The sequence below is a fragment of the Clostridium sp. Marseille-Q2269 genome (assembly GCF_943736985.1).
GTDB lineage: Bacteria > Bacillota > Clostridia > Clostridiales > Clostridiaceae > Clostridium_F.
This window is the reverse complement of record NZ_CALSFS010000002.1, coordinates 179,950-191,999: the sequence shown is the minus strand read 5'-3', so window position 1 is coordinate 191,999 and position 12,050 is coordinate 179,950. Positions and strand designations below refer to the sequence as shown.

11 protein-coding genes are annotated in these 12,050 nt (G+C 28.2%); all 11 read left to right on the top strand.

Annotated features, from left to right (window positions below; genetic code table 11):
• The 11 genes from der to def all read left to right on the top strand — a co-directional run bounded on the left by der (nucleotide 1) and on the right by def (nucleotide 12,034).
• A complete protein-coding gene (gene der / locus NGI68_RS04825; RefSeq protein WP_251860356.1) occupies nucleotides 1-1,320 on the top strand; it encodes a ribosome biogenesis GTPase Der in 1,320 nt (439 codons plus the stop codon).
• Between the two features lie 141 nt (nucleotides 1,321-1,461).
• Entirely contained in the window at nucleotides 1,462-2,460 is a 999-nt protein-coding gene (locus NGI68_RS04820) for an NAD(P)H-dependent glycerol-3-phosphate dehydrogenase (protein WP_251860355.1), read from the top strand.
• 241 nt (nucleotides 2,461-2,701) lie between these two features.
• Nucleotides 2,702-4,183 (top strand): stage IV sporulation protein A, encoded by a 1,482-nt coding sequence (gene spoIVA, locus NGI68_RS04815; RefSeq protein ID WP_251860354.1) that lies wholly within the window; start codon nucleotides 2,702-2,704, stop codon nucleotides 4,181-4,183.
• Nucleotides 4,184-4,840: 657 nt separating this feature from the next.
• Complete coding sequence (locus tag NGI68_RS04810) at nucleotides 4,841-5,842, top strand: asparaginase (RefSeq protein WP_251860353.1); 1,002 nt, start codon at nucleotides 4,841-4,843, stop codon at nucleotides 5,840-5,842.
• 184 nt (nucleotides 5,843-6,026) lie between these two features.
• A complete protein-coding gene (locus NGI68_RS04805; protein WP_251860352.1) occupies nucleotides 6,027-6,905 on the top strand; it encodes a YicC/YloC family endoribonuclease in 879 nt (292 codons plus the stop codon).
• A 15-nt stretch (nucleotides 6,906-6,920) separates the two neighbouring features.
• Complete coding sequence (gene remA / locus NGI68_RS04800; RefSeq protein WP_251860351.1) at nucleotides 6,921-7,196, top strand: extracellular matrix/biofilm regulator RemA; 276 nt, start codon at nucleotides 6,921-6,923, stop codon at nucleotides 7,194-7,196.
• On the top strand, nucleotides 7,196-7,825 hold the full coding sequence (gene gmk / locus NGI68_RS04795; protein WP_251860350.1) for a guanylate kinase: 630 nt from the start codon (nucleotides 7,196-7,198) through the stop codon (nucleotides 7,823-7,825). The genes remA and gmk overlap by 1 nt, the downstream gene beginning before the upstream one ends.
• A complete protein-coding gene (gene rpoZ, locus NGI68_RS04790) occupies nucleotides 7,806-8,024 on the top strand; it encodes a DNA-directed RNA polymerase subunit omega (protein ID WP_003388622.1) in 219 nt (72 codons plus the stop codon). Before gmk ends, rpoZ begins: the two co-directional genes overlap by 20 nt.
• A 1-nt stretch (nucleotide 8,025) precedes the next feature.
• Complete coding sequence (gene coaBC / locus NGI68_RS04785; protein WP_251860349.1) at nucleotides 8,026-9,213, top strand: bifunctional phosphopantothenoylcysteine decarboxylase/phosphopantothenate--cysteine ligase CoaBC; 1,188 nt, start codon at nucleotides 8,026-8,028, stop codon at nucleotides 9,211-9,213.
• Between the two features lie 149 nt (nucleotides 9,214-9,362).
• Nucleotides 9,363-11,564 (top strand): primosomal protein N', encoded by a 2,202-nt coding sequence (gene priA, locus NGI68_RS04780; protein WP_251860348.1) that lies wholly within the window; start codon nucleotides 9,363-9,365, stop codon nucleotides 11,562-11,564.
• A 26-nt stretch (nucleotides 11,565-11,590) separates the two neighbouring features.
• Nucleotides 11,591-12,034, top strand: a complete 444-nt coding sequence (def, locus tag NGI68_RS04775; protein ID WP_251860347.1) for a peptide deformylase — start codon at nucleotides 11,591-11,593, stop codon at nucleotides 12,032-12,034.
• Nucleotides 12,035-12,050: the final 16 nt, after the last annotated feature.

Genomic DNA, 12,050 nt, shown 5'->3' with positions numbered 1-12,050 from the left:
ATGGGAAAACCAATAGTTGTAATAGTAGGAAGACCCAATGTAGGGAAATCTACACTATTCAATAAATTAGCAGGAAAAAGAATAGCCATAGTACAAGATACACCAGGAGTAACAAGAGATAGAATTTATGCGGAGGCAGAATGGCTAAATTATAAGTTTACAATGATAGACACAGGTGGTATAGAGCCAAAAAGTGAAGATATAATAATATCTCAAATGAGAAGACAGGCACAGATAGCTATAGAAATGGCTAATGTAATAATATTTTTAGTAGATGGAAAAGAAGGATTAGCTCCAGCAGATGAAGAAGTAGCACAGATGCTTAGAAAAAGTAAAAAACCTGTGGTATTAGTGGTAAATAAGATTGATAAATTAAAGGACGAAGATAATGCCTATGAGTTTTATAATTTAGGTATAGGAGATCCTGTAACTATATCATCTTCACAAGCCTTAGGATTAGGTGATATGTTAGATAGAGTTGTAGAATACTTTAAAGATGATAAATCAGCACAAGAAGATGAAGAAAGAATAAATATAGCCTTTATAGGTAAACCAAATGTAGGAAAATCTTCTCTTATAAATAAATTATTAGGAGAAGAAAGACTTATAGTAAGTAATATTCCAGGTACCACAAGAGATTCTATAGATAGTTATGTAGATACAGAGTTTGGACAGTTTACTTTAATAGATACAGCAGGATTAAGACGTAAAAGTAAAGTTAAAGAAGAAATAGAAAGATATTCGGTAATAAGAACATATGCATCGGTAGAAAGAGCAGATGTATGTATTCTTATGATAGATGCTACTGAAGGTGTATCTGAACAGGATCAAAAGATAATAGGATATGCCCATGACTTAAATAAAGCTATTTTGGTTATAGTTAATAAATGGGACTTAGTAGAAAAAGACGATAAGACTATGGATAAATTCAAAAAAGAATTACAAGTTAATTTAGCATTTATGCCTTATGCAAAATATTTATTTATATCTGCCAAAACAGGTCAAAGAGTTGTAAAAGTATTAAAAACTTCTAAAGAATGTTATGATAATTATACAAAGAGAATAAAAACAGGAGTTTTAAATGATATAATAAGTCAAGCTATTATGATGAAAGAACCGCCTGTAATAGGAACGAAAAGATTAAAAATTTATTATGTAACTCAAATAGGAACTAAGCCACCAACTTTTGTTTTCTTTGTAAATGATCCAGCTTGCATACATTTCTCATATCAAAGATATTTAGAAAATCAATTAAGAGAGAATTTTGATTTCCAAGGTACAGGAATAAAATTAGAATTTAGAGAAAGAAAAGAGAAATAAACCTTAACATGTCCTATAGTTAGCTGTCACTAAAAATTGCTTTATAAAAAGTTTTAAGTGACAGTTAATGTATAGGATTTTTAATATAAATATAAAATTATAACGCATTTTGATAATCAATTTGGGAAAGGAATGAATAAAATGGATTCAAAAGTTTGCTTTTTAGGGGCAGGTAGTTTTGGTACAGCTTTAGCCATAATGCTAGGTAAAAAGGGACTTAATATTAACATATGGCATAGAAATAACAATATAGTCGATGATATCAATCTTAAAAAAGAAAATATAAAGTATTTACCAAAGATTGTAATACCTGCAGGTATAAAGGCCTATAATGAAATAGAAAAAAGCATGGAAAAATGTGAATTTATAGTATTGGCGGTGCCTTCCCACGTAATAAGACAATTATGCAAGAAAATTAAACCTTTTATAAAAGAAGATCAAATAATAGTAACTATAGCTAAAGGTATAGAAGAAGGTACAGGGAAAAGGTTATCACAGGTTATAGAAGAAGAATTACCTTATAATCCTATAGTGGTATTGTCGGGTCCTAGTCATGCAGAAGAGGTAGCCCAAGACATACCTACTACAGTAGTTGTATCTTCAAAACATATGGATAAAGCTGAAAAAGTTCAAGATCTTTTTATGACTAATAAATTTAGAGTATATACTAATAATGATTTAATAGGGGTGGAAATAGGAGGAGCTGTTAAGAATATTATAGCTTTAGCTGCAGGCGTATCTGATGGTATAGGATATGGAGATAATACTAAAGCCGCCTTAATGACAAGGGGAATGAGTGAAATAATAAGAATAGGTGAAAGACTTGGTGGAGAAAAGGAAACATTCTCAGGACTTACAGGAATAGGAGATCTAATTGTTACTTGTACAAGTATCCATAGTAGAAATAGAAGAGCTGGTATATTAATAGGTAAAGGTTATAGCACGGAAAAAGCTATAGAAGAAATAGGGATGGTGGTAGAAGGCATTAAAGCTTGTAGAGCTTTTTATACATTGAAAGAAAAGTTAAATGTAGAAATGCCTATAACAGATGTGTTATATAAGGTTTTATTTGAAAATAAAGAGCCTAATTATGGAGTTTACGAGTTAATGACTAGAGATAAAAAAAGAGAAATAATATAATCTGTAATGTAATTTATGTTACAACATGGATATAGTAAAATTAAAAAATAAAAATTAATTATAAAAGCACTGTGAAAATATTATTTGAATTTTCACAGTGCTTTTTTATTAAAACATTAAAAATTAGCTAAACACATATATATTTATAAAAATAATTTAAGAAAATTTATTTTTTAGGAATAACTTTTACTGCTAAAAAGTATATATATACTGTTAATATTATAATATTGGGGGGTATAATTTGGATAATTTTAATATATACAAAGATATAGCAGAAAGAACCCAAGGTGATATCTATGTAGGAGTAGTAGGACCTGTTAGAACAGGAAAATCTACATTTATAAAGAAATTCATGGAAAAAATGGTTATACCAAAGATAGAAAATGCTTATAAGAAACAAAGGGCTAAAGATGAACTTCCACAAAGTTCTTCAGGAAAAGCTATCCATACTACAGAACCTAAATTTGTACCTAATGAAGCTGTAGAAGTAAGCCTAGAAAATGACACCAAGTTTAAAGTTAGAATGGTGGACTGTGTAGGGTATATTGTAAATGGATCAATGGGATATATGGAACAAGAAGATAAACCTAAGATGGTGACAACGCCATGGTATGATTACGAAATACCTTTTGAAGAGGCGGCAGAGATTGGCACTAAAAAAGTTATAAATGAACATTCTACCATAGGACTTGTAATTACCACAGATGGATCTATAACTGATATAGATAGAGAAAGTTATGTAGAGGTAGAAGAAAGAGTTGTAGATGAGCTAAAATCTATAAATAAGCCTTTTATAATGGTGTTAAATTCAGCACATCCATATGAACCAGAGACTATAGATCTAAGAAAGAGTCTTGAGGAGAAGTATGATGTTCCAGTACAAACTATGGATATATTAAACATGAAAGAAGAAGATATGACTAATGTTTTCCAAAGAGTACTTAAAGAATTTCCTATAAAGGAAGTAAATATAGATATGCCAGCTTGGATAGAAGAGCTGAAGCCACAACATTGGTTAAAAGAAGACTTCATAAATGTAGTAAAAAATATGGCAAAGGAAATATATAAAGTACGAGACATAAAAAAATCCATGGAAAATTTATCTGAATTTGAATTCTTAGACGATTCTTCATTAAATGAAATGAATATGGGAGAAGGAACAGCAATAATAGCTTTAAAACCAAAAGAAGGATTATTTTATAAAATATTAGGAGAAGTTTGTGATAGAGAAATACAAAATGAAAATGATTTATTAAAAATAGTAGAAACTATGAATAAAGCTAAAATAGAATATGATAAGATAGCAGAAGCTTTAGATGATGTAAAGGAAACAGGATATGGATTAGTAGCACCACAACTTACAGAAATGAAATTGGAGGAACCCGAAATAGTAAAACAAGGAAGCAGATATGGAGTTAAATTAAAAGCTAGTGCACCTTCATTACATCTTATAAGAGCTGATATTGAAACAGAAGTATCTCCAATAATGGGAACAGAAAAAGAAAGTGAAGAAATGCTAAAATCATTATTGGAAGAATTTGAAACAGATCCATCAAAGATATGGCAAAGTAATATGTTTGGAAAATCTTTAGAAGTATTGGTTAAAGAAGGGTTACAAAATAAATTATATAGAATGCCAGAAGATGTTCAGATTAAGATACAAAAGACCCTTCAAAAGATAATAAATGAGGGTAATGGAGGTCTTATTTGTATCATATTATAAGTATATTGTGATTTAACATATTTTTAAAGGTTAAGGATTTAAAAATAAATATCTTGAATGGATAGATGAGTATAAAGATAAATAATACTAATATTTGTGTCCTAATATTTAAGCTAAAGAATTAGTTATCTTATGCTTAAATATTAGTTCACAAATGAGGTATTATAGATTTTAAAAACAGTAATACTTTGGTATGAATAAATTTCTTTATTTCCCATAATAATGTTAATCCTTCCTTACTACAATATTAAAAACATTTTTTATAATGTTTAGTTTATAATATTTTGGACAATATAACATTTCAATTAAATATATTTTAATAGTGAGATATATTTAATTATATAAGATTTAAAACGGATTTTAATGATCCTTTCCCATTTGATTATAAATTGAGATTTTCGTTCTAAAATATTGCAAATATATAATTATATTATATGATTATTATTATTTTGATAAATATTGTTTGATAAAAGTTTTTTACTTTAATAATATGCTCTTAAAAACTGTTATATAGTAAATTCTTTAATTAGTGACATGTGCAGTGTAAAAATGTATAATTAGTTTGGAACATTTTATAATAAAAACAAAAAATTTCAATGAATTTTTATTAAGGTGTTATATAATAAAAATTATTAATTGGGGGGAAGTTTAGAAGTTATGAAAAAAGTAGCAGTTGTTTTTAATGGAGGTACTATTTCTATGAAAGTAGACCCTAGAATAAAGGCGGCAGTACCAAGTCTATCTGGGGAAGAAATTATGGCCATGGTAACAGGAATTGAGGAGTATGCAGATATAGAAAATTACGAATTCTCTAATTGTCCAAGTCCTTATATAACTCCTTACCAAATGATGGATTTATCAAAATACATAAATGAAATATTAAAAAGGGAAGATATTTGTGGAGTAGTAGTTACTCATGGCACTGATTCTTTGGAAGAAACAGCTTATCTTCTAGATTTGACTATAAAAACTGATAAGCCTGTAATCGTTACAGGAGCAATGAGAAGTAGTTCAGAATTGGGATATGACGGTCCTTCTAATTTAGCAGCCTCTATTTGTACTGCTATATCTAAAGAGGCTGTAGGGAAAGGTGTACTAGTGTGCTTAAATGATGAGTTGAATTGTGCAAGTGAGGTTACTAAATCTAATTCTACTGCATTAAATACTTTTAAGAGTCCCATATTTGGTCCTATAGGTATAGTGGATAACAATCAAGTGATATTTTATAGAGAAAGATTAAAAAAACAGCATATAGAAATTGATAAGATAGAAAGTAATGTAGCTCTTATAAAATGTGTATCAGGCATAGATTCAAGTTTTATAGATTTTTGCTTAGATAAGGACTATAAAGGGTTAGTAATAGAAGCTATGGGAAGAGGTAATGTACCTCCTAATATGGTGCCAGGTATAAAAAGAGCTATAGATAAAAATATACCAGTAGTATTAGTTTCAAGATGTTATGAAGGTAGAGTATTAGATACATATGGTTATGAAGGTGGAGGAAAACAATTAAGAAAAATGGGAGTAATATTTGGAGATAGTCTTCCAGGACAAAAGGCAAGAATAAAGCTAGCATTGGCTTTATCTAAGACAAATTATGATGTAGAAAAGATAAGACAAATATTTGAAGAAGGACTTTATAAATATACTACTAAATAAAGGGAATACTAAAACTAAAATTATGTTAATGGATATAATAAGATAATAATCTGAAAAGTGTAAATTATGCTATAATTCCATTTGTAAAATAGAGTATTTTAAAGTAAAATAGAGATTATGTTGTAAATATCATTTAGTTTATGTATAATTATCATATCTGGCTGTTTGTGGAAGGATGAAGAATATGATTAAAAGTATGACGGGTTTTGGTAGAGGTTTTTTAGAACAGGATAAGAAAAGTTTTACTGTGGAAATGAAAAGTGTAAACCACAGATATTGTGATATAAACGTAAGAATGCCTAAAGCTTTTATGTCCTTAGAGGAAAAAATGAGGGCTACAATACAAGAAAAAGTACATAGAGGTAAAATTGATGTTTATATAACAGTTAATACATATGATAAAGATGATGTAGAACTTGTGTATAATGAAACTCTATCAGATAATTATTATGAATGTTTAAAAAAGATAAGTGGAAGATATGATATTAAAAACGACATATCTGTATCTTTGATAGGGAGATTTCCAGAAGTAATAACTATAAAACAAAAAGAAGAAGACTTAGATGAAGTCTGGAAAAGTTTAAGTGCTCCTTTAAAAGAAGCTGTAGATGCTTTGGTATCTATGAGAGAAAGGGAGGGCAGTAAATTACATAAAGATATAAATATAAAATGTGCTGAAATAAAAAAAATGCTTGATAGAATAGAAGAAAAAGCACCTAAAGTAGTAGATGAGTATAATAAAAAAATTCATGAAAGAGTAAGTGAACTTTTAGCTCAATCAGAAATTGATGAAAATAGAATAGCTATGGAAGTAGCATTATTTGTTGATAAATCTTCTGTAGATGAAGAGATAGTTAGATTAAACAGTCATATAAATCAAGTATCAGAAACTTTAAATTTAAAAGAACCTGTAGGAAGGAAACTAGATTTTATAGTTCAAGAGATGAATAGAGAAGCAAATACTATAGCTTCTAAATCCACAGATCTTGAAATAGTAAATTTAGTATTAAATATAAAAAATTATATAGAGAAGATTAGAGAACAAATACAAAATATAGAATAATTAGGAGGATTTTTAATGGCAATAAAATTAATAAACATAGGATTTGGTAATATAGTTTCAGCAAATAGATTAGTTGCAATAGTAAGTCCAGAATCAGCACCTATAAAAAGAATAATACAAGAGGCAAGAGATAGAGGGATGCTTATAGATGCAACTTATGGAAGAAGAACTAGAGCCGTTATAATAACTGATAGTGATCATGTTATCTTATCAGCAGTTCAACCAGAAACAGTGGCTCATAGATTATCTTCTAAATCAGAAGAAGAAGATATGAATGAAGGAGAAGAATAATGGCTAAAAAAGGGCTTCTTATAGTTATTTCTGGACCATCTGGTGCAGGAAAGGGAACTATATGCAAAGAACTTTTGAAAAAGGAAGACCTATGGGTATCCGTTTCTGCCACTACTAGATCTCCAAGAAAAGGGGAACAAAATGGAGTACATTATTTTTTCTTAAATGAAGATGAATTCAAAAAAAGAATAGAGCAAGATGATTTTTTAGAGTATGCAAAGGTTCATCAAAATTTATATGGAACACCTAAATCCAGTGTTTTAGAAAAGATTAATAATGGTAATAATGTAATATTAGAGATAGATATTCAAGGCGCTTTAAAAGTTAAAGAAACTTATCCTGAAGGAATATTTATATTTATATTGCCTCCTTCAATGGAAGAATTAAAGAATAGAATAATAAATAGAGGCAGTGAAACAGCAGAAACTTTAATGATAAGATTTAAAGCTGCTTATAAAGAAATAAATTATGTATCAAAATATAATTATGCAGTAGTAAATGATACAGTTGAGAAAGCTGTTAATAAAGTAAGAAGTATTATATTAGCAGAAAACTGTAGAGTTGATAGAATGAAAGATACAATATTAGCATCAAAGGAGGAATTTATTCATGAGCAATTCTATGATTAATCCATCAATAGTAAATTTATTAGAAAAGGTTGATGATAGATATTCATTAGTAACTATAACATCTAAAAGATCAAGACAATTAATAGATGGAGCAAAGCCACTTGTGGATATAGATTCAACTAAACCTGTTACAGTAGCAATAAATGAAATACATGAGGGAAAAATAACCTATAAAACAGTTAAAGAAGGAATAAAATAAAATGAATAAAAAATGTGTAGTATTAGGAGTAACAGGAGGAATAGCTAGTTATAAAGCTTTAGATATAGTAAGTAAATTAAAAAAACTAAATTATGATGTGAATGTAATTATGACAGAGTCTGCACTAAAGTTTATAAATATCCTACCTTTTCAAAGTTTAAGTGGTAATATGGTTTCAGAGGATATGTTTGAAGAACCAAAAGCCTTTGAAATACAACATATATCTTTGGCTAAAAAGGCAGATATTATGTTAATAGCTCCTGCTACAGCTAATATTATTGGTAAAGTGGCAAACGGGATAGCAGATGATATGTTATCTACAACTATAATGGCAGCTACTTGCCCAGTGGTGTTTGTGCCAGCCATGAATACAAATATGTATAAAAATCCAATAGTTAAAAATAATATAGAAAAATTAAAAAGTTTTGGTTATAAGTTTATTGATCCTATATCAGGCAGATTAGCCTGTGGAGATGTAGGTGAAGGTAAAATGGCCCATACTGAAGATATAGTAGAAATAACACATAGTATGCTTTATCCAATAAAGGATTTGAAAGGAAAAAATGTGCTAGTTACAGCAGGCCCTACCTTAGCACCTATAGATCCAGTAAGATATATAACAAATAGATCTTCTGGAAAGATGGGGTATTCTATAGCAAAGGAAGCTATAGATAGAGGGGCAAATGTTACATTAATATCAGGACCTACAAATATAAAAGTACCTTTAGGAGTTAAGCTTATAAACGTTAATACAAATGAAGAAATGCTTATGACTGTTAAAGATAGATTTAAAGATCAGCATATAATTATAAAATCAGCAGCTGTAGCAGATTACAAACCTAAAGAATACAAAGAACATAAAATAAAGAAAACTGGGGATAATTTAAATTTAGAACTAATTAGAGATAAAGACATTTTAAAAGAATTAGGACTAATAAAAGAAAATCAAATATTGGTAGGTTTTGCAGCAGAAAGTAAAGATCTTTTAGAGAATGCTAAATCTAAATTAGAGAAAAAAAATCTTGATTTTATAGTAGCAAATAATATATTGTCAAAGGAAACAGGATTTGCATCAGAAGATAATTTAGTTACAATAATATCTAAAGATGGTTATATTAAAAATTTAGAAAAAATGTCTAAAAGAGAAGTGGCCAAAGAAATATTTGATACCATATTAAATAAAAAATAATATGAAAATAAAAAAGAGGCAATAACCTTATAAGTTAAGCCTCTTTTATTTATCAGATAAATAATGTAGTAGAAAATAATATAGAGTTTATTTTGTGATTATAAGTTACTATTATAGTATAAAATAAACTTCCTTAAAAGGGTGATAAAGTGTTTAAATATGCAGGTATTGTAGTAAATAATTCTTCTATAAAATTGGATAAATTGTTTACTTATATTATTCCAGATAAATTGAATGAAAAGATAAAAATAGGACAGAGAGTAAAGGTACCCTTTGGAAAAGGTAACAAAAAAATAGATGGATTTGTTCTAGATTTGTATGAAATTTGTGAAGAACATGTTTCTATGAAATCTATAAGCAATATATGTGAAGAGAAACCATTATTAGATTTAAATAGAATTAAGCTTATAGAACAGATGAAAGAAAAATATCTTTGCACATATTTAGAAGCTATAAAAGTTTTAATCCCACCAGGTATCACAAAGGGAAATAAAGAAAAAAAGGAAAATTGCATATTTACATATAAAGATCTAGATGGTAAGTATTTAAAAGAAAATTATGAACAAATATATGATTTTGTAAAATGTAATAATGGAGTTTATAATAAAAATGCATTAAATAAGAAATTTGGCTTTTCACTATCCTCCATAAACACACTTATAAAACATGGATTTTTAATTCAAAAAAATAAGGTAGTAAATAGATATAATGAAAAAATATATAATAATTACGAAGAAAAAATACTGAATGGAAACCAAAGTTTAGCTCTTTATAGAATCTTAAATTCTAATAGAAAATTATTCTTAATACATGGGGTTACTGGAAGTGGTAAGACAGAGATATATATGCACTTAGTAAAGAAATTAATAAAAGTGGGTAAAGATTCTATAATATTAGTGCCCGAAATATCATTAACACCCCAAATGGTAGAAAGATTTAAGGGGAGATTTGGAAAAGATATAGCTGTATTTCACAGTAAACTTTCTGATGGCGAAAGATTTGATGAATGGATTAGAGTAAAAAGAGGAGAAGTAAAAGTAGCCATAGGAGCAAGATCAGCTGTGTTTTTACCATTTAAAAATTTAGGTGCTATAATAATAGACGAAGAACATGAAAGTAGCTATAAATCTGATAGTAATCCTAAATATAGTGCTAGAGATATAGCTGAATTTAGATGTATAAATGAAGGGTGTAAAGTCATACTAGGATCTGCTACACCATCTTTAGAAACTTATTATAAGAGTAAAAATAATATGATAGATTTAATTACTATAGATGAAAGAATAGAAGGGGCAGATATGCCAGATGTCAAAATAGTTGACATGAGAGAAGAACTCATGTCAGGTAATAAATCTATTTTTAGTAGAGAATTATTTGAAGATATAAGTATAAGAATAGAAAAAAAAGAGCAAATAATATTATTTTTAAATAGAAGAGGGTTTTCTACATTTGTATCCTGCAGGGAATGTGGATATGTTTTTAAATGCAAAAATTGTGATATTTCTTTAACTTACCATAATAGAGATAGTAGCTTGAGATGTCATTATTGTGGAGAAAAAATCAAGATACCAAAACAATGTCCTAAATGTAATAGTAGATATGTAAAATATTTTGGAACAGGTACAGAAAAAGTAGAGAAAGCTATAAAAAAATATTTACCACAAGTTAGGACATTGAGAATGGATTTGGATACTACAAGAACTAAGAATGCCTATGAAAATATTTATAATGCATTTAAAAATGGTGAAGCAGATATATTAATAGGAACTCAAATGATAGCAAAGGGATTGGATTTTCAAAATGTTACATTAGTAGGAGTTTTAGCAGCAGATATGTCTTTAAATTTACCAGATTATAGATCCTCTGAGAGAACTTTTCAACTTATAACTCAGGTTTCAGGAAGGGCAGGAAGAGGAAAAAAGAAAGGAAAAGTTTTAATTCAAAGTTATAATCCAGAAAATTATAGTATAACTTCTGCTGCAAAAGGTGATTATGAAGGGTTTTACATGAATGAAATAAAGATAAGGAAAGATATGAATTATCCGCCATTTTCCAAAATATTAATTATAAATTTAAGTGGTAAATATGAAAATAAGTTAATAAAAAATACACATAAAATTGGTATAATATTAAAGAATGTTTTATCCAAATATGATAATTTAAATATGTTAGGTCCTTGTCCAAGTCCTCTATCAAAAATAAAAGAAATGTATAGATGGCAAATAATATTAAAAGGTAATGTTACTTCAGATATAATGAAAGAGGTAAAAAAAATAGTTTATACTTCATTAGATCAAGTTTATAATGATATAAGAGTAAGTATAGATATAAATCCTAACAGTTTGTTATAGTCTTAAAATTTTAGGAGGTAGTATAAATGGCAATAAGAAATATAAGAGAATATGGTGATGAACTATTAAGAAAAAAGAGTAGAAAAATAGAAAAGATAGATGATAGAATTTTAACTCTTTTAGAGGATATGGCAGAAACTATGTATAATGCACAAGGAGTAGGTCTTGCAGGACCTCAAGTAGGAATATTGAAAAGAATCGTAGTTATAGATACGGGGGATGGATTAATAAAACTTATAAATCCAGAAATAATAGAGACAGAAGGAAGCGATACAGATACAGAAGGTTGTTTAAGCGTTCCTGGTAAGCAAGGAGAAGTAGAAAGACCATATAAAGTTAAAGTAAAGGCTTTAAATGAAAAAGGAGAAGAAATAGTACTAGAAGGAGAAGGTTTGTTAGCTAGAGCCTTTTGTCATGAAATAGATCATTTGGATGGAATTTTATTTGTAGATAAGGTAATAGATAAATAGAAAGGAGAAATTTAAT

What these genes read in the sequence shown, in the direction of transcription:
- NGI68_RS04820 (WP_251860355.1), top strand. Translation starts at nt 1,462, where the DNA reads ATGGATTCAAAAGTTTGCTTTTTAGGGGCAGGTAGTTTTGGTACAGCT.
- NGI68_RS04810 (WP_251860353.1), top strand. Translation starts at nt 4,841, where the DNA reads ATGAAAAAAGTAGCAGTTGTTTTTAATGGAGGTACTATTTCTATGAAA.
- remA (WP_251860351.1), top strand. Translation starts at nt 6,921, where the DNA reads ATGGCAATAAAATTAATAAACATAGGATTTGGTAATATAGTTTCAGCA.
- coaBC (WP_251860349.1), top strand. Translation starts at nt 8,026, where the DNA reads ATGAATAAAAAATGTGTAGTATTAGGAGTAACAGGAGGAATAGCTAGT.
- rpoZ (WP_003388622.1), top strand. Translation starts at nt 7,806, where the DNA reads ATGAGCAATTCTATGATTAATCCATCAATAGTAAATTTATTAGAAAAG.
- der (WP_251860356.1), top strand. Translation starts at nt 1, where the DNA reads ATGGGAAAACCAATAGTTGTAATAGTAGGAAGACCCAATGTAGGGAAA.
- gmk (WP_251860350.1), top strand. Translation starts at nt 7,196, where the DNA reads ATGGCTAAAAAAGGGCTTCTTATAGTTATTTCTGGACCATCTGGTGCA.
- def (WP_251860347.1), top strand. Translation starts at nt 11,591, where the DNA reads ATGGCAATAAGAAATATAAGAGAATATGGTGATGAACTATTAAGAAAA.
- NGI68_RS04805 (WP_251860352.1), top strand. Translation starts at nt 6,027, where the DNA reads ATGATTAAAAGTATGACGGGTTTTGGTAGAGGTTTTTTAGAACAGGAT.